Source organism: Bradyrhizobium sp. (genome assembly GCF_035273305.1).
Taxonomy (GTDB): Bacteria; Pseudomonadota; Alphaproteobacteria; order Rhizobiales; family Xanthobacteraceae; genus Bradyrhizobium.
Genome location: NZ_DATEPI010000054.1, coordinates 1 through 16,195, shown reverse-complemented (window position 1 = coordinate 16,195; position 16,195 = coordinate 1). Strand labels below are relative to the sequence as shown.

The 16,195-nt window shown below is 59.1% G+C and carries 17 protein-coding genes; 2 read left to right on the top strand and 15 right to left on the bottom strand.

The genetic code is table 11. From position 1 onward, the window contains the following. Nucleotides 1-320 precede the first annotated feature (320 nt). On the top strand, nt 321-584 hold the full coding sequence (locus VJV58_RS03685; protein WP_324135990.1) for a DUF3551 domain-containing protein: 264 nt from the start codon (nt 321-323) through the stop codon (nt 582-584). A gap of 1 nt (nt 585) precedes the next feature. Here the strand turns inward: VJV58_RS03685 and VJV58_RS03680 are convergent, their stop codons facing one another. The 8 genes from VJV58_RS03680 to VJV58_RS22350 all read right to left on the bottom strand — a co-directional run bounded on the left by VJV58_RS03680 (nt 586) and on the right by VJV58_RS22350 (nt 7,433). Next, nucleotides 586-1,284 carry an ABC transporter ATP-binding protein gene (locus tag VJV58_RS03680; protein WP_324135989.1) on the bottom strand — a complete coding sequence of 233 codons (699 nt, stop codon included), beginning with the start codon at nt 1,282-1,284 and terminating at the stop codon, nt 586-588. A gap of 7 nt (nt 1,285-1,291) precedes the next feature. After that, on the bottom strand, nt 1,292-2,572 hold the full coding sequence (locus VJV58_RS03675) for a lipoprotein-releasing ABC transporter permease subunit (RefSeq protein ID WP_324135988.1): 1,281 nt from the start codon (nt 2,570-2,572) through the stop codon (nt 1,292-1,294). Nucleotides 2,573-2,647: 75 nt separating this feature from the next. After that, nucleotides 2,648-3,967: a proline--tRNA ligase gene (gene proS, locus VJV58_RS03670; protein ID WP_324135987.1), complete on the bottom strand. Its 1,320-nt coding sequence runs from the start codon at nt 3,965-3,967 to the stop codon at nt 2,648-2,650. 153 nt (nt 3,968-4,120) lie between these two features. Continuing rightward, on the bottom strand, nt 4,121-4,669 hold the full coding sequence (locus tag VJV58_RS03665; RefSeq protein ID WP_414641394.1) for a copper chaperone PCu(A)C: 549 nt from the start codon (nt 4,667-4,669) through the stop codon (nt 4,121-4,123). A gap of 27 nt (nt 4,670-4,696) precedes the next feature. Next, entirely contained in the window at nt 4,697-5,671 is a 975-nt protein-coding gene (copD, locus tag VJV58_RS03660) for a copper homeostasis membrane protein CopD (RefSeq protein WP_324135985.1), read from the bottom strand. 9 nt (nt 5,672-5,680) lie between these two features. Then, entirely contained in the window at nt 5,681-6,037 is a 357-nt protein-coding gene (locus VJV58_RS03655) for a copper resistance CopC family protein (RefSeq protein ID WP_324135984.1), read from the bottom strand. A gap of 2 nt (nt 6,038-6,039) precedes the next feature. Beyond that, nucleotides 6,040-7,044 (bottom strand): hypothetical protein, encoded by a 1,005-nt coding sequence (locus VJV58_RS03650; protein WP_324135983.1) that lies wholly within the window; start codon nt 7,042-7,044, stop codon nt 6,040-6,042. A gap of 59 nt (nt 7,045-7,103) precedes the next feature. Next, the gene (locus tag VJV58_RS22350) at nt 7,104-7,433 is read right to left on the bottom strand and encodes a DUF2946 family protein (protein WP_414641396.1); all 330 of its coding nucleotides are present in this window, start codon (nt 7,431-7,433) and stop codon (nt 7,104-7,106) included. Between the two features lie 566 nt (nt 7,434-7,999). On the opposite strand from VJV58_RS22350, the gene VJV58_RS03645 reads away from it, so the two are divergent. Continuing rightward, nucleotides 8,000-8,407, top strand: a complete 408-nt coding sequence (locus tag VJV58_RS03645) for a globin (protein WP_324135982.1) — start codon at nt 8,000-8,002, stop codon at nt 8,405-8,407. A 51-nt stretch (nt 8,408-8,458) separates the two neighbouring features. Here VJV58_RS03645 and VJV58_RS03640 read toward each other — a convergent pair whose 3' ends face one another. The 7 genes from VJV58_RS03640 to nuoL all read right to left on the bottom strand — a co-directional run. Continuing rightward, nucleotides 8,459-8,734, bottom strand: a complete 276-nt coding sequence (locus VJV58_RS03640) for a DUF1467 family protein (protein ID WP_324135981.1) — start codon at nt 8,732-8,734, stop codon at nt 8,459-8,461. Between the two features lie 7 nt (nt 8,735-8,741). After that, entirely contained in the window at nt 8,742-9,146 is a 405-nt protein-coding gene (mce, locus tag VJV58_RS03635; RefSeq protein WP_324135980.1) for a methylmalonyl-CoA epimerase, read from the bottom strand. A 19-nt stretch (nt 9,147-9,165) separates the two neighbouring features. Further along, a complete protein-coding gene (locus tag VJV58_RS03630) occupies nt 9,166-10,836 on the bottom strand; it encodes a ribonuclease J (RefSeq protein ID WP_324135979.1) in 1,671 nt (556 codons plus the stop codon). Next, nucleotides 10,836-11,648, bottom strand: coding sequence for a biotin--[acetyl-CoA-carboxylase] ligase (locus VJV58_RS03625; RefSeq protein WP_324135978.1), 813 nt, complete (start codon nt 11,646-11,648; stop codon nt 10,836-10,838). Before VJV58_RS03625 ends, VJV58_RS03630 begins: the two co-directional genes overlap by 1 nt. Nucleotides 11,649-11,746: 98 nt before the next feature. Then, nucleotides 11,747-13,183 (bottom strand): NADH-quinone oxidoreductase subunit NuoN, encoded by a 1,437-nt coding sequence (gene nuoN, locus VJV58_RS03620; protein WP_324135977.1) that lies wholly within the window; start codon nt 13,181-13,183, stop codon nt 11,747-11,749. A 124-nt stretch (nt 13,184-13,307) separates the two neighbouring features. Further along, entirely contained in the window at nt 13,308-14,816 is a 1,509-nt protein-coding gene (locus tag VJV58_RS03615) for an NADH-quinone oxidoreductase subunit M (RefSeq protein ID WP_324135976.1), read from the bottom strand. Next, nucleotides 14,816-16,195, bottom strand: a 1,380-nt coding sequence (gene nuoL / locus VJV58_RS03610; protein WP_324135975.1) for an NADH-quinone oxidoreductase subunit L, incomplete at its 5' end; no start/stop codon positions are given. The genes VJV58_RS03615 and nuoL, both read right to left, overlap by 1 nt.

Sequence of the window (16,195 nt, the reverse complement as noted above, 5' to 3'; positions counted from 1 at the left end):
CTTAGTTAATTTCGGGCATGGTGCTGGCGCGGTCTCTGTTGGGGCGCGCAACGTGCGAGCAAGATCGGAGACGTTTGGGAGTTATTTTAGGGCGCGACGAAATGCCGGCGACCATAGGCATCGCCGTTTATGGACGTCCTGCGAAATGCGCCGGGAAACGACCGGATGCCAGCCCATCGCGCCGCGACCATAAAACTGATCCACGACGGTTTGGAAAACCGGACTTGTGGTAACTTTCCCGATACCTCGCAACTCGCGCCGCAAGTCCCTATCTCGCTGCTGCGTCCGATCATGTCCGTTAATCGTTGGAGGAGGTACTGATGCGCCGTCTCGCCTTGCCAATTCTGGCGATCGCAACGATGTCAGTGGCCGCACCGGTTGCTGCCCAAACCTACGCGCCGGGATATCCGGTCTGCCTGCACGTGTACGGACCGGTTGCGTATTATGAATGCCGTTACGCATCACTGGCGCAGTGCAACGCCTCGGCATCCGGGCGCTCGGCCGACTGTTCGCTCAATCCTTATGTCGCGAGGGCGGAAGAGCCGTCCATCCGACCCTACCGGGGGTATCGGCCGGCTTATTGAGCTAGTCCAGCTCGACAACGTGTCCGTCAACCAATGAGACCCGTCGATCCATGCGACCTGCCAATTCCATGTTGTGCGTTGCTATTAGCATTGCGACATGGGTCGCCTTTACGAGCTGCATCAACGCACTGAACACGTGATCGGCCGTGTGTGGATCCAGATTTCCGGTGGGCTCATCGGCCAGGAGCGCGCGTGGCGCATTCGCGACCGCACGTGCAATAGCTACCCGCTGCTGCTCACCGCCCGACAGCTCTGCAGGCCGATGTTTCATGCGATCTCCCAAGCCCAGGTAGCCAAGGATCTCAGTCGCGCGCTTGATGGTCTCGCTGCGTCTTAGTCCTCGGATCATCTGCGGCAGCATTACGTTCTCAATCGCCGAGAACTCCGGCAGCAACCGATGCGACTGATAGACGAAACCGATGTCGGTCCGGCGGATCTGGGTACGCTCTACATCAGACAAACCCGAAGTGGCCGCGCCGCCGACATACACCTCGCCATCGTCGGGACTCTCGAGCAGGCCGGCAATATGCAGCAGCGTCGATTTTCCCGCACCGGACGGCGCCACCAGTGCGACGGACTGTCCGGCCCAAAGAGCAAGTTTCGCGCCCTCCAGGATGGTCAGCGTTGTCGTCCCCTGCACGTACTGCCGCTTTATCTCGTGGAGATAGATGACCGGTACATCTTCCGTCCCCTGCCCCATCACCGCCTCACTCGTACCGGAGCGCTTCGACAGGATCGAGGCGAGCGGCACGCCACGATGGATATAGCGTGGCAAGGAAGGACAGCGTCAGTGCCATGATCACCACGGCGCTTGTTTCGCCGAAATCAACTTCGGCTGGCAGCCTGGAAAGGAAATAAAGCTCCGGCGAGAACAATTCGGTGCTGGTGAGCCATGACAGGAATTGCCTGATGCTTTCGATGTTGAGGCAGATCAACAGACCGACAAAAAAGCCGGTCAACGTGCCGACCACTCCGATCGAAGCTCCGGTGATCAGGAACACCCGCATGATAGCCCCTTGCGAGGCGCCCATGGTGCGCAGGATCGCTATATCGCTCCCCTTGTCCTTCACCAACATGATCAGCCCCGAAATGATGTTGAGGGCCGCGACCAGCACGATCATGGTCAGGATCAGGAACATCACGTTACGTTCGACCTGAAGCGCATTGAAGAACGTTGAGTTGCGCTGACGCCAGTCGACCAGGAACACGGGTCTTCCGGCCGCCTCGGTGACCGTCTTTCTAAACGCGTCTATTTTGTCGGGATTGGTGGTGAAGACCTCGATCGCGGTCACGTCATTGGTCCGGTTGAAATAGGCCTGCGCTTCAGCAAGCGGCATAAACACGAAACTCGCGTCATATTCGGACATCCCGATCTCGAACACCGCGGCAATTTTGTAGGGCTTGATCCGCGGCGTCGTGCCCATGGGGGTGACCGCCCCCTTCGGCGAGACCAGCGTGATGCTGTCTCCGGCGTGCAGCGAAAGCTGGTCGGCGAGCCTACGGCCGATCGCCACGCCCTGCCCTTCGTCGAAGCCCTCCAGCGAACCTTGTTTGATGTTTTTTGCGATCGACGTAAGGTTATTGAGGTCGTCGGAACGGATGCCACGAATGAAAACGCCGGCGGCATTGAAGGGCGATGACCCCAAACCCTGACCGTCCACAACTGGAGCGGCGAGCCGGACGCCTGCGACCTGGCTGATGCGCTCGGCGACATCCTTCCAGTCAGTCAGCGGTGATTCGAGCGGCTGCACCAGAAGGTGCCCGTTGAGCCCGAGAATCTTGTCGAGCAGTTCCTTGCGGAAGCCATTCATCACCGCCATCACGATGATCAGCGTAGCTACGCCGAGCATGATGCCAAGGAACGAGAACCCCGCGATCACGGAGATGAAGCCTTCCTTACGACGTGCCCGTAAATAGCGTCCGGACAGCAGCCATTCGAATGGCGCGAAAGGTGGGGTTCGAATTGGCTCGCTCATGGATTCATCCATAGCCCGATTTTCACACGATTCGGGCTAATTGTTGCCGCGACGATTGATATCGAGATTAGTTAAGTGGATAAATCTTCACGCACTCAGCCGCGCCACTATCTCCGACGAGCTGAGATTTTCACGCATGCCGTCGCTGCGGCGCTTGAGTTCGAGCTTGCCTTCGGCAAGACCTTTCGGTCCGACCAGAATCTGCCAGGGAACGCCAATCAAATCTGCGGCAGCGAACTTTGCTCCAGCGCGCTGGTCAGTGTCATCGTAAAGAACTTCGATGCCTCCGGCCGACAGCTCTCCGTAAAGCCGTTCGCACTCGGCGTCGGTGTCCTCAGCGCCCTGTTTCAAATTCAGAATAACTGCTTTGAACGGAGCCACTGCCTCCGGCCATTTGATGCCAGCTTCATCATGACACGCCTCAATGATGGCTCCGACGAGACGCGAGACGCCGACGCCATACGAGCCGCCATGGATCGGGAGCTCGGCACCATCCGGACCCGCAACCATCGCCTTCATGGCCTCTGAATATTTGGTTCCAAAGTAAAAGATTTGGCCAACCTCGATGCCACGGGTCTGCAGCTTCTTTTCTGCGCTCACTTCGTGCTCAAAGCGGGGCTTGTCGTGAACGTCTTCGGTCGCGGCATAGACCGAGGTCCATTGCTTGATGATCGGGTTGAGATCGCTGTCGTAATCGATCTCCTCGCCGGGCACCGGCAGGTTAAGCACGTCGCTGTCGCAATAGACCGCGGATTCGCCGGTCTCCGCGAGCACGATAAATTCATGGCTAAGATCGCCACCGATCGGACCGGTTTCGGCGCGCATCGGGATCGCCTTCAGCCCCATCCGCGCGAAAGTTCGCAAGTAGGCGACGAACATCTTGTTGTAGGATCGACGCGCAGCCGCCTCATCGATGTCAAAGGAGTACGCATCCTTCATCAGGAATTCGCGACCGCGCATGACGCCGAAACGCGGCCGCTGCTCGTCGCGAAATTTCCACTGAATGTGGTAGAGATTAAGCGGCAGGCTGCGGTACGATTTGACGTAGGCGCGGAAAATTTCGGTGATCATTTCCTCGTTGGTCGGTCCATAAAGTAGCTCGCGCTTATGACGGTCGGTGATGCGCAGCATTTCCGGACCGTAGGCATCATAGCGGCCGCTCTCGCGCCACAGGTCCGCCAGCTGCAGCGTCGGCATTAGTACTTCGAGGGCACCGGCCCGATTTTGTTCCTCGCGGACGATCTGCTCGATCCTCTTCAGCACCCGCAAGCCCAATGGCAGCCAGGCGTAGATGCCCGCGGCTTCCTGCCTGATCATGCCGGCGCGCAGCATCAGGCGATGTGAGACGATCTCGGCCTCTTTCGGATTCTCTTTGAGGATGGGCAGAAAAAACCGCGACAATCGCATGATCAGCCTTCAGGATTCGCTTGGAAGTCAGCACTGAAAGCGGATCAACCGCAAAAACACAAGGCCGGGATCAGCAAAATGCTCGCCAAGACAGCATCTCCGAAGCGAGCCGGTGAGATCAACCCCCCGGTCGCTGCCCGATCGATTTCCAGCTTACATCTTGCCGGAGTGCCCAGGCATTCCCTTCATCTGCATTTTGCCATCGGAATTGGCGGTTGGGCCCTGTGCTCCCACGCTCTCCACCTCGAGCGAAATCTTGACCTTGCCGGCTTTTTCGAACTCAAGCGTAACCGGCAGCTTTTCGCCCTGTTTGAGCGGGCTCTTGAGATCGAACAGCATCAGGTGATTGCCGCCCGGTGCCAGCTTGACGGTCTTGCCGGGCTCGATCGTCACACCCTTCTCGAGCGGGCGCATAGTCATGACGCCATCCTTCATACTCATTTCGTGAACCTCGACTTTACTGGCGACATCGGCCGACCCTCCAACGAGCCGATCCGGCACAGAGCCTTTGTTTTCGATGGTTAGATAACCGCCGCCAATCTTCGCGCCACCCGGCGTGGCGCGGCTCCAGGCCTGCGAGATCACGAGATCGCCCGCCTTGACCTCCTCAGCTCGCGCGGGCCAGGCGGAAAAACAATAAAGCAGGGCGATAGCTGCTAGCGCGCAGCGGATCGAACTGTATGCCAGTAGTTTCATTTGCATGATCCTGTGAAAGCGTTGGTCTCGAATTCAGAGAAGGTGGATCGCCGGATGCATCATTCCAAGCATTCCGACAATGGCGAAGATGCCAAAGCCCAAGGCGATCTCGATGACGCTATTGCGCGTCAGTTGATGAAGAACCTCGGCCGGCAGTTCATTGCCTGACGATCGGGTCAGCCGTGGCGTCAACCAGAAGCGATTGGACGCAGCGAAGACCAGCATGATCCCTACCAGGCCGAGCTTCAGCGTTAGCAACCGGCCATATCCGGTGCTTAGCAGGGCATGAAATGAGCCGACGAGTATCCAGGCGTTGATAATCCCAGTCGCCGCGAGTGTCGCCACACCGACAACGCCGAGCGTTGAAAACCTTTTTGTCGCATTCCGGGTCAGCGACGGCCATGCGAACGCCCGATCACCGCCGGCAGCGGCAAGCAGGAGAACAAGCGGCACCAGACCTCCGATCCAGGCCGACGCTGCAAGCAGATGCAGTGCATCGGCGGTGAGGTGGAGATTGCCGAGTTCACCCGGCGTAGACCCCGCGTGGCCGGTCCATGCGATCGCGGCTGCCAGACCCAGGCCCGCGCCGAGTGCGAGCCGATCGACCAAGCCAAAGCGATGATAAGCAAGGCACGCCGCCAACACCGCCGAAAGCAGCAGGCGAATTTCGCAGACCTGCCCGAATTGAGTTTGCTGCAACACCGTAAGCAGCAGGCTCGAACTCATCGCTTCCGCTAGCGGTCGTTCGCTCATCGAGGCCGCTTCAATCAGCAGCCAGATCGCGCCGGAAGCGAGCGTGAGGCCCAGGCCGATCCACGCCAATGACAGGCTTTGTTTCCGCAGCTTATCGCCCTTCTGGCCCGCACAAAGCCCTTCGTCCGAACGCAAAGCAGGCTCCAGCACCACGGCGCGGAAAATGAGCGCGCCGGTGGTGACCGCTGTCGCGGCAAAATGTATCGCACGAACCACGATCAATGGTTCGTTGAGACCGGCGTCGAGCCAATCCATCGATTGTGCCTACTGGCCGACTTGGAAGCTAAAGCTACCTTCGGTCTTGTGGGAGTCGACCGAAAGCACGCGCCAGGTGACGCGATAGGTTCCGCTACCCCCTTGCCGCAACGACACGGACATCTGGCTGCCGCTGACACGGGTTTTGCCGGTATCGACGCGCTTGCCGGCGGCATCCGTCACGGTGATGGTGCTGAAAGCCGGCTCAATCTTCTGCGTGAACCAAAGCGTCACTTCATGCGGAGTGGCCGCGACCTTGTTGCCGACCCGCGGCTCGGTGTGATCGAGCATGGCATGCGCGGAAGCTTGGCCGGTCGCGAGGAACAGCATGAGCGCCAGAGCGCACAGGACCGATGAGTGTCGCATGATCAATTCCTTGCAAAGAGGTTTGCTGGTTGGACCGCATTGCCAAAAATGGGCCTGCCGATCCCGCGCGGATCGATGTCGTCGAGATAAAAGTGTAGCTGCCCGATCACGCCAATATTGGTTCCGCTCTGACGGTTGATGGGGATCAAAGCCTCGATCCCAACCTGAAAGGTATTGCCGACCCAAATGACACCGGGATTGATAGTGCCGGTGGTTACGGTTCCCGAAGTGAACGTATTTCCGACCGGCGTCTGTAAATTCGCCTCGACCAGCGGGATCAGGTGATTGATGAAGTCGGGCAGCCCGAGATCGACCACGGCGGATTTTAAGTAAGGCATGCTGTATTGAATCGTTCCGCCCCAGTTCAAGACGCGCGGATGGAATTCAGTGTCGGCGGCCAGTTCGCCGCTATCCGGATCGATGGCGAACGTGGTCGTCGAGCGTCGGCCTGGAATTGCATATCCGACTTGGCCCGTGATCGCGACCGGTCGGATCCACGACAGTGTGTCCGGGAGATCGCCGAGTCCTTTGCCGAAAAAAACAGTCGGGGTGTACGTATTGAAGGGGTCGGCGCCCACGCTGGCTGCACCCGTGCCGCCCCATTCAATGGAAAGGCCGACGGACATCACGAACTCATGTGCCGGGTCCTTGAAGACACGGTACTTCAACGCCGTTTCGAGGTTCTGGAATCCATTCGCGCCCATCCCGGTCGGTCCGCCAGGCGGGTTTAAACGGCTATAGGTGGAACCGATCGAAATCGCGAACGCGTCAGTGATCCGTTTGGAATATTCGCCGGAAAAATCCAGCTGCCTGAATGAAGAGTCGTCACCTGTCTTAGCACTGGATATCGTCGGAATCGCCAGCTCATCGTTAACACCTGGGTCATCGATGCCGAGCGTGGCTGGAAAAAACCGATTGCCGACGATTTCGTGGGCGGCGCTTTGGCTTAGGGTAAGCATCGCGACCGCAAGCCCTGACAGGCTTACTCGCGCATGACGGATAGGCATTTGGATTCTCCGCGAGAGTGAACGTGTGATGCCAGCGGTCGAGAGCCGCCAAAATCACGTCACTGCGGCGGCCCGCGCGCCTGCGCCAGGGAGCCATGTCGGGAACTTGGGCCAACAACTTCGAAAGCGAGCCAAACGACGCGGTTCTGCTGGAAATAGGGTGAGGCGGCTGCGGCATCAGGCGCAGCGATGCCGGTCCCCATTTGGGCAAGGCTGCAAACGGAGCAGCAGCCGTCGTGGGCGCGTGGCTGCCCGGTGTGATCGTCTGTGTTTGAATTGGAAGCCGCAGTGTCATGACAAATAACAGCGGCATGCAGCGGATCGGAGGCAACGATGCTAACAGCCCAACAGGCCGCGACTGGCGCGACAATTTGTATTGCCAGCGCCATCAGGACGATCGGAAGAAAATTCCGCAATCGCCGCCGCATCGATCATTCCACCTCTTTCGAACGGTATCAGCTAATCACGCGGACTAACCACTGTCGAGGTTGGACCGCTTCGCGATGTCCCGCCCTCCACGTGTTTGCACAATCGGAACAGGTTATTCCGCGACATGAAATCCGGTTGGTTCTGCCACCAGATCACCAAAATATTTTTGGGCTCGTTCTCCGCGAAAGCTCAACTCGCATGCGACTGATGCAATTCGGGGTGGTGAAATCGCGATCATTACGCAAATTGCGCGAAATTTGAACAATCGTTGCCGAAAAGGGTGACAACCCGAAAAAACTGGTCTACGAGTAGCGCCTCAGGCTTGCCGAGAGGTTTAAGTCTGGTGGTCCAAGTCTCGGGAGGAGCCCTGACGCGCTCAAGCAGCGTCGCCCTGTCAATCAAAACCAAATCTAATTTTTCGGGGAAATAGGGTCGACACAATTTTTAGAGCAGGGCTAGCGCCCTGCTTTTTTTTGATGTTTTCATTTTAGGCGTTTGTCATCGCCAAGCCGCTGTTGCAGGGCGTATGGTTACTCCAACAAATCTGATCCAGCACAGCTTAGAATTGGCGGCCGAACGTTGTGAAGATTTGACGCCGGCTGTCTATCGCCGGCTTTTCCGCAAACATCCGGAAACTGAGGCGATGTTCCGGCGCGAGTCAGGCGATCTCGTCAAAGGGTCAATGCTGGCGCTTGCGATCGACGCAATTCTGGATCTGGCCGGAGAGCGCAACGGCAATTTCCGCATGATCGAATGCGAGGTGCAGTCGCATGATGCCTACGGCACGCCGCGCAAATTATTCAGCGATTTTTTCGCTGTGATTGCTAACACCCTGCGCGACATACTTGGGAGCGACTGGTCTCCTGAAATCGATCAGGCGTGGCGAACTTTATTGAGCGAAATCGATTGCCTCATCAGCCGGACCGAGAGCTAGCCGACCCGCATCGCCACGCGAGAGAAATCTCTTCGTAAACTCGTCGGCCGGTCAGAGCGGAATCCGCATCAGCTTTGACAATCGCTCGATATTAAACAGTCCCGCATTATAGGCCAGCGAAGCAAGCGCAAAAATGATTGCCGAGATGATTGTGGTCCAGATCAGTTTGCGCCCCATCTGGGTCGCGATCGGCGCGCCGGGATCGGTGCCTGGAGCACCGACGCCGTCTTCGTGTTGGCTGCGCACCCCGAACGGCAGCGTCAAGAACAGCACGACCCACCAGATTACAAAGTAGATCGCAAACGCCGTTGAGATCGTATACGCCATGAAAGGTTCAGGCCTGTTCGATTTCGACCAGCGCGCCGGAAAAATCCTTCGGGTGAAGAAATAGCACCGGCTTGCCATGGGCGCCGATCTTGGGATTGCCATCACCCAGTACCCGCGCGCCCTCTTTCATCAAAATATCGCGCGCCGCTATAATGTCCGGCACGTCATAGCAGATGTGATGGATGCCGCCATCGGCGTTGCGATCAAGAAATTTGGCAATAGGCGAAGCCTCACCCAGCGGCTGAATGAATTCGATCTTGGTGTTGGGAAGGGTAACGAACACGGTGATAACGCCGTGCTCAGGCAGCGGCACCGCGGCAGAGATATCGGCACCAAATGCTGTCCCATATATCTTGGCGGCTTTCTCGGCGTCCTTGACCGCGATCGCGACGTGATTGAGCCGTCCCAGCATGAAGCTTCTCCCGCTTCTCTCATACCCTCAGAACGTGAACGTAGCACAGCGGCTTCTTGCCCCAGTGCTCGTTTATCGTCGCCCGGACAGCCCGACGAACCGATTCAGCGGTAGCGTCGGGATCGCGACGCTGCGCACGCGGCAACGTTTCCACGGTCGAAACCACCACCTTGAAGACGATCTCGTCGATGATGGCTCCCGCAGTGTTTTTTTCGGGAATGCCCACCAGTTCGACCTCGGGATCGTCAGCTAAGTCGCCTTTATCCGTCATCGCAATCGCGACGAAGGCGCAGCCAGCGAAGGCCAAACGCCGGCGCTCGACCACGGCGCGCGATTTTGAGTCCTCCAGGATTGAGCCGTCCTTGTATAGTCGTCCCGAAGGCAGTTCCTCGATGATACCGGGATCACCGGGCCCAAGTTTGACCAGATCGCCATCGCGACAGATCAGCGTCCTCGGCACGCCGGCTGCCCGCGCCAGCTTGGCGTGTTCGGACAGATGGAGCGCTTCACCGTGAACCGGGATCAGAAGCTGCGGGCGCACCCACGAAATCATGTCGCGCAACTCCTCCCGGCGGGGATGGCCGGAGACGTGCACGAGGTGGGTGCGGTCGGTGATGACCTTAATGCCCTGCCTTATCAGACCGTTTATGATTGCGCCTACCGCCTTCTCGTTGCCCGGGATCGTGCGCGAGGAAAGGATCACGCTGTCGCCGTTGTTCAGCGTTACCTCCGGATGATCGTCATTCGCGATTCGAGCGAGCGCGGCGCGCGGTTCGCCCTGGCTCCCCGTGCACAACGCCAACACCTTGTCGGGTGGAAAATGGCCATAGAGATCGGCGCCGCGGAAGTTCTGCACGCCGTCGAGATAGCCGGTTTCGCGCGCGACTTGCACGACGCGCTCCATCGCGCGTCCGACCACCACGACCTCGCGTCCGGCAATCCGCGCTGCATCCGCCACCGCCCGCACTCGGGCGACGTTGGATGCAAAGGTGGTCACTGCAACCCGGCCTTTCGCCGTCTTCACCAGTTCGATGATCGTCTTGGCGACCTCGGCCTCCGACGGTGAGCGACCTTCGCGCACGGCGTTGGTGGAATCGCCAACCAGCGCCAGCACGCCGGCATCGCCGAGTTCGCGCAAGCGCCGCTCGTCCGTCGGTGGTCCGATGATCGGCGTCGGATCGATCTTCCAGTCCCCAGTATGCAACACGGTGCCCGCGGAGGTATGGATCGCCAGCGCGTGTGACTCCGGGATCGAATGTGCGACGGGAATGAATTCGACGTTGAACGGACCGAGATCGATGCGTCCGCCTGACGGCACGACGGTGATCGGGATCTTCGGCGGGTTGCGCTCCGAAGCGCACTTTGCCTCGAACAGCGCCGCGCTGAACCTGGTCGCGTAGATCGGGCATTGCAACTTGGGCCAAAGATCGATGATTGCCCCGAAATGATCTTCATGAGCGTGCGTCAGCACGAGGCCCATGAGGTTTCTGCGCTCTTTTTCCAGGAAACGGATGTCAGGCATAATGAGATCGATACCCGGCAGATGCTCTTCGTCGCCAAACGAGACACCGAGATCGACGGCCAGCCAGGAGCGCTGATGGCGATTGCCGAGACCGTAGATCGACAGGTTCATGCCGATCTCGCCGACCCCGCCGAGTGGCGCAAATGTCAGTTCGTCCGGGCGTGACATCAGGCTGCCCCGGTCGAGGCAGCCGAGCCGAAATAAACATCACCCGCCGAGATCGAGACCCTCTTGCCTGCCGATGTCCTCACAATCATGCAGCCGGCTTCATCGAGGCTGTCAAATGTCCCATGGACCGCCGAGCTACCCATTTGAACCGAGACCGGCTGGCCGAGTCCGGCGGCGCGCGCCAGCCACAGGCGCCTGATCTCGCCAAAGCCCCGGCCGTCGTCCCAGATCTGCCGGAATTCGGACCAAGCGTCGGACAATTCCGAGAACAGTTCCGCCGCGCCAATATGTGCGCCCATTGCCGCGAGCGAGGTGGCAGGGGTGGGCGTACCCTCGGGGGCCGCCACCACGTTGGTGCCGATGCCCACCACCACCGCGAGACGTTGGTCGGCCAAAGCTTCCGCCTCGAGCAGGATGCCGGCGATCTTTTCGCTGCCTGCCAAGACGTCGTTAGGCCATTTTAGTGAAAACTTGAGACGGTCCGATCCCGCTGACCTCAGCGATGCCTCGATGCTGACCCTTTGCAACGCAGCCTCGAGCGCAAGCCCGGCGGCAAAACCCAGCGTCGCCGCCGACCCGGGCGAGATGTCCATGACTTCGAGGATGCTGCTGGCAAGGTTACCGCGCGGCGCGATCCAGGGCCGAGAGCGCCGGCCGCGCCCGGCGGTCTGTTCTGAGGTTACCAGCCAGATCGGTCCGCGCTCGCCGTCGCGCGCACGCGACATGGCTTCCGCGTTCGTAGAGCCGATCTGATCGAAAGCCATAAGGCGGTAACCTGCCGATGTGGCTCGAGGTCCGAGAGCGAATGCCATGTCAGGCGCGATCCGGTTTTGCCAGATCTCTCCGCGGGCCAATGTTCTGGTTAGGCATGATGTCCTCTGGAACGGCGGTCCACGTTTGGGATCATGTCCTAGAAAAGTGACTTGGCCGCTGAACTCGCCATGCTAACCAACGGCCCCGGATAGGCGAAGAAGAAGATGTTGAAGAGACCTGCGACGCCGAGCACAGTGCGCAACTCAACACGTATTGGATCGAGCTTCGGAAGCGGCTCGTCGAAATACATCACTTTGATGATGAGAAGATAATAGTAAGCACCGACCACGCTCGTCAGCACACCGACAACCGACAAGGTGAACAGCCCGGCTTTGATCGCCGCGACGAATACGTAGAACTTGGCGAAAAAACCGGCGAGCGGCGGAACGCCGGCCAGCGAAAATAACAGCATCGCAAAAAAGAATGCCAGCAGTGGATTGGTTCGCGACAATCCGGCGAAGTCACTGATGTTTTCGAAGTGCTGGCCGTTGCGCTTGATGGTCAGGATAACCGCAAAGCTGCCGAGCGTCATCGCCACATAGATCGCGATATAAACCAGCACGCCCTGGGCGCCTTCGGCGGTGCCGGCGGCGAGCCCTACCAACGCGAAGCCCATGTGGCCGATCGACGAGTACGCCATCAGCCGCTTGATATTCCTTTGCCCAATGGCGGCGAACGAGCCCAGCGCCATCGAAGCAATCGCCACAAACACCACGATCTGCTGCCACTGGGGCACGATGCCGGGAAATGCGGTCAATGCCACCCGGGTAAATACCGCGAGCGCAGCGACTTTTGGCGCGGATGCAAAGAATGCTGTGACTGGCGTCGGAGCGCCCTCATACACGTCAGGCGTCCACATGTGGAATGGCACTGCTGAAATCTTGAAGCAAAGGCCTGCGAGCAGAAACACCAGGCCGAATACAATGCCGATGCTGCCGGTTTTCACCGCGGCGGCCACCCCAGCAAAGCTGACCGTTCCGGTGAAGCCGTAGACGAGCGAGGCGCCATACAGCAGCATCCCGGATGACAGCGCGCCGAGCACGAAATACTTCAAACCGGCTTCGGTCGATTTGATGTTATCGCGATTGCTGGCTGCGACCACGTACAGCGCGAGCGACATCAGCTCCAGCCCGAGGTAAAGCATGATCAAGTCGCCAGCCGAGATCAGCACCATCATGCCGAGCGTCGAAAGCAGCACCAGAATCGAATATTCGAAGATGCGCCGTGAGGAGTCCGCAAGGTATTCGGCGGAAAGGACAAGCGTCGCCACTGAGCCGATCAGTGCCAGGAACTTCAGAAACCGAGCAAAGTCGTCGAGGATGAAGCTGCCGCCGAAAGTGGTGGCTTTGCCGGCTGGCAAGGCCAGCTCCAAAAAGCCAGTCAGCACCAACAGGCCAACGGCGAGGCCCGTGACCAGTCGCGTGCTATGAGCTCCGCGATAGGCCCCGATCATCAGCAATACCATGGCGCCCAGAGCCAGCACGAGCTCCGGCAGCACGGGTAGCAACTGATAACCTGCACTCTCAAAGCTCATCGCGTATTGTCCCGACATTGAGCCTGTTCGGCTTCCGATTGCATCAGAACCAAGGCTCTCCCCTCTTTATTCAACGCGTCTCATGACGCGGCTGTATCCACCTCAGGTTGAACGCTCCAGACGCTCACTGCAGAAGCGCGGCCGCCTTCAGGGCTGTCACCGCGTTGTTGTAGTTGCTGACAAGTTGCTGGACAGACGCGGCCGAGACGTCGAGCACCGGCTTCGGATAGAACCCGAACAGCACAGTAAGCGCAACCAGCGGCATCAACGTCAGGCCCTCGCGAAACGTCAGATCCTTGATGCTTGCCAGCGAGGGCTTGACCAGCGCTCCGAAAATGACCTTGCGGTACAACCACAGCGCATAGGCGGCTGACAAGATGACGCCGGTGGTCGCGAAAGTAGCGGTCGGGATCGAAACCTTGAAGGTGCCGATCAACGTCATGAATTCGCCGACGAACCCGGAAGTGCCGGGCAGACCCACATTGGCCATCGTAAAGACCATGAAAACCAGCGCATAGAGCGGCATCCGGTTGACCAGTCCGCCATAGGCGGCGATCTCGCGAGTGTGCATGCGGTCATAAACGATGCCGACGCAGAGGAAGAGCGCGCCGGATACGATGCCATGCGAGATCATCTGGAACACACCGCCGGCGATGCCCTGCGTCGTTCCGGCGAAGATCCCCATGGTGACGAAGCCCATATGCGCCACCGACGAATAGGCGATCAGCTTCTTCATGTCTTCCTGCATCAGCGCCACCAGCGAGGTATAGATGATGGCAATGACCGACAGCGAGAAAATCAGCGGCGCGAAATCATGCGACGCAAGCGGGAACATCGGCAATGAGAAACGCAGGAAACCGTAGCCGCCCATTTTCAGGAGGATGGCGGCCAGAATGACGGAGCCGGCCGTCGGCGCCTCGACATGTGCGTCCGGCAACCAGGTATGAACCGGCCACATCGGCATCTTGACCGCGAAAGAAGCGAAGAACGCCAGCCATGCCCAGGTTTGCAGCGACCGCGGCACGGCGGTTTGCATCAGCGTCGGGATGTCGGTGGTGCCGGCATTCCAGTACAGCGCCATGATTGCAAGGAGCATCAAAACCGAGCCGAGTAGTGTGTAAAGGAAAAACTTGAAGCTCGCGTAGACGCGGCGCGGCCCGCCCCAGACTCCGATGATCAGGAACATCGGAATCAACCCGCCCTCAAAGAACAGGTAGAACAACACGAGATCGAGCGCGGAGAAGGTACCGACCATCAGCGTTTCCAGCAGCAGGAACGCCATCATGTATTCGCGCACGCGCAACGTGATGGATTGCCAGCTCGCGATGACGCAGAACGGCATCAGCGCCGTGGTCAGGATCACGAAGGGAAGTGAGATGCCATCCACGCCCATGTGATAGGTTATGGCATTAGCGAGCCAGGGTGCCTTCTCCACGAACTGGAAGTCCGGCTGCGACGGATCGAAGCGCCAGACCAGGATCAACGACACCGCAAATGTGATCAGGGTTGTCCAAAGCGCTATCCAGCGCGCATTGCGCCGCACGGCCTCGTCATCACCGCGACTGATGTAGATTATCAGCGCGCCAACCACCGGCAGAAAAGTCACGACCGAGAGAATGGGCCAGGAAATCATCACTGGCCTCCCAAGCCGAACATGAACCAGGTGATGAGCCCGGCGACGCCTATCAGCATGGCGAATGCGTAATGATAGAGATATCCGGTCTGCAACTTCACCACGTTACGGGTAACATCAAGCACCCAGGCCGATACGCCGTCGGGGCCGAAACCATCGATGATGTAGCCGTCGCCAACTTTCCAAAGGAAGCGTCCGATCCATTTTGTCGGACGGACAAAAATCAGATCGTACAGTTCGTCGAAATACCACTTGTTGAGCAAGAATTGGTAGAGCAGCGGCTGCTGTGTTGCGAGTTCGACGGGTAGATAGGGCCGGCGGATATAGAAAAGCCACGACACCAGGAAGCCGAGTACCATCATCACGGTGGGTAACGAGCCGATACTCACGGGAATCTCGTGCATGCCCTCGATGATGTGCGGATTCATCTTCAACGACTCGCGGAAGAATTCCTCCACGCCGTGGCCGGCGAACAGCTCCTTGAAAGGAAAACCGGCCAGCAGTGATCCCGCAGCCAGAATGCCGATCGGAATGAGCATCCACAACGGCGCCTCGTGGGCGGCCTCATAGTGGGCCTGATCGTGGGGCTCCCCGTGGAAAGTCTTGAACACCAGGCGCCAGGAGTAGAACGAGGTCAGCCCGGCGGCGATCACGGTCATCAGGAACCCATAGAACGCCAGCGGATTGTGGGAGGCGAAGGCGGACTCGATAATGGCGTCTTTCGAGAAATAGCCGGCGGTAAGCGGAAAGCCCGTCAATGCCAGTGTTCCGATCACCATGACCACATACGTGAACGGAATTCGGTCCTTCAATCCGCCCATGTTGCGAATGTCCTGCTCGTGATGCATCGCGTAGATCACGGAGCCTGAGCCCAGGAACAACAGCGCCTTGAAGAAGGCGTGGGTGAACAGGTGGAACATGCCCACCGAGTAAGCCCCCGCCCCCATCGCCACGAACATGTAGCCGAGCTGCGAGCAGGTCGAATAGGCGACGATGCGTTTGATGTCGTTCTGGACAAGGCCAATGGTCGCCGCAAAGAACGCTGTGGTGCCGCCGATGAACATCACGAAGGCCTGCGCGTCGGGCGCCAGCTCAAACAGCGGCGACAGCCGCGCCACCATGAACACGCCGGCCGTCACCATTGTGGCTGCATGGATGAGAGCCGAGACCGGGGTCGGCCCCTCCATGGCATCCGGCAGCCAGGTATGGAGCGGCACCTGGGCCGACTTGCCCATGGCGCCCATGAACAGCAGCAGGCAGGCGAGGGTGAGCGCCGGCCAGGTGAAGCCGATGAAATGGAAGCTCTGCTTGGCGATGTCGGGCGCCCGCGCGAAAATGTCGGAGAAGGTCACCGAGCCGAACAGCACGAAGATCAGGAA

What these genes read in the sequence shown, in the direction of transcription:
- VJV58_RS03685 (WP_324135990.1), top strand. Translation starts at nt 321, where the DNA reads ATGCGCCGTCTCGCCTTGCCAATTCTGGCGATCGCAACGATGTCAGTG.
- VJV58_RS03680 (WP_324135989.1), bottom strand. Translation starts at nt 1,284, where the DNA reads ATGGGGCAGGGGACGGAAGATGTACCGGTCATCTATCTCCACGAGATA.
- VJV58_RS03675 (WP_324135988.1), bottom strand. Translation starts at nt 2,572, where the DNA reads ATGGATGAATCCATGAGCGAGCCAATTCGAACCCCACCTTTCGCGCCA.
- proS (WP_324135987.1), bottom strand. Translation starts at nt 3,967, where the DNA reads ATGCGATTGTCGCGGTTTTTTCTGCCCATCCTCAAAGAGAATCCGAAA.
- VJV58_RS03665 (WP_414641394.1), bottom strand. Translation starts at nt 4,669, where the DNA reads ATGCAAATGAAACTACTGGCATACAGTTCGATCCGCTGCGCGCTAGCA.
- copD (WP_324135985.1), bottom strand. Translation starts at nt 5,671, where the DNA reads ATGGATTGGCTCGACGCCGGTCTCAACGAACCATTGATCGTGGTTCGT.
- VJV58_RS03655 (WP_324135984.1), bottom strand. Translation starts at nt 6,037, where the DNA reads ATGCGACACTCATCGGTCCTGTGCGCTCTGGCGCTCATGCTGTTCCTC.
- VJV58_RS03650 (WP_324135983.1), bottom strand. Translation starts at nt 7,044, where the DNA reads ATGCCTATCCGTCATGCGCGAGTAAGCCTGTCAGGGCTTGCGGTCGCG.
- VJV58_RS22350 (WP_414641396.1), bottom strand. Translation starts at nt 7,433, where the DNA reads ATGGCGCTGGCAATACAAATTGTCGCGCCAGTCGCGGCCTGTTGGGCT.
- VJV58_RS03645 (WP_324135982.1), top strand. Translation starts at nt 8,000, where the DNA reads ATGGTTACTCCAACAAATCTGATCCAGCACAGCTTAGAATTGGCGGCC.
- VJV58_RS03640 (WP_324135981.1), bottom strand. Translation starts at nt 8,734, where the DNA reads ATGGCGTATACGATCTCAACGGCGTTTGCGATCTACTTTGTAATCTGG.
- mce (WP_324135980.1), bottom strand. Translation starts at nt 9,146, where the DNA reads ATGCTGGGACGGCTCAATCACGTCGCGATCGCGGTCAAGGACGCCGAG.
- VJV58_RS03630 (WP_324135979.1), bottom strand. Translation starts at nt 10,836, where the DNA reads ATGTCACGCCCGGACGAACTGACATTTGCGCCACTCGGCGGGGTCGGC.
- VJV58_RS03625 (WP_324135978.1), bottom strand. Translation starts at nt 11,648, where the DNA reads ATGGCATTCGCTCTCGGACCTCGAGCCACATCGGCAGGTTACCGCCTT.
- nuoN (WP_324135977.1), bottom strand. Translation starts at nt 13,183, where the DNA reads ATGAGCTTTGAGAGTGCAGGTTATCAGTTGCTACCCGTGCTGCCGGAG.
- VJV58_RS03615 (WP_324135976.1), bottom strand. Translation starts at nt 14,816, where the DNA reads ATGATTTCCTGGCCCATTCTCTCGGTCGTGACTTTTCTGCCGGTGGTT.